Annotated in this window: 1 pseudogene; it reads right to left on the minus strand. The window is 78.1% G+C overall.

Annotation, left to right across the window (positions count from 1 at the left end):
• Positions 1-242 (minus strand): annotated as a pseudogene (locus DW309_RS03440) (EscN/YscN/HrcN family type III secretion system ATPase); the annotation flags it as partial.
• Between the last annotated feature and the right edge of the window lie 46 nt (positions 243-288).

Consider the following 288-nt stretch of genomic DNA (forward strand, 5'->3'; position numbering starts at 1 on the left):
ACCGGACCGCCGCTGCCGCGGACGGGCGCGCCGACGGTGAGCCCGGCGACCGGGGCGAGCGGCATGCACCGCAGCCCGTCCTCACCCGTGGCCACGACCTCGGCGTCGATGCCGTCGAGCGTCACGACGTCACCCACCGCGCCGTCGAGTCCGCGCACGTGCACGCTGAGCCCGCGCACTCGGGTGACCTCGCCGATGCGCTCGGGTCGTACGGCGTCGCGCACCGCGCCCCAGGCCGTCATGTCGCGCTCCCGTCGAGCGCGCGGCGGGCACGGTCGAGCGCGGCGG

It is taken from the genome of Microbacterium sp. K41 (genome assembly GCF_004794395.1).
GTDB classification, from domain to species: Bacteria; Actinomycetota; Actinomycetes; order Actinomycetales; family Microbacteriaceae; genus Microbacterium; species Microbacterium sufflavum.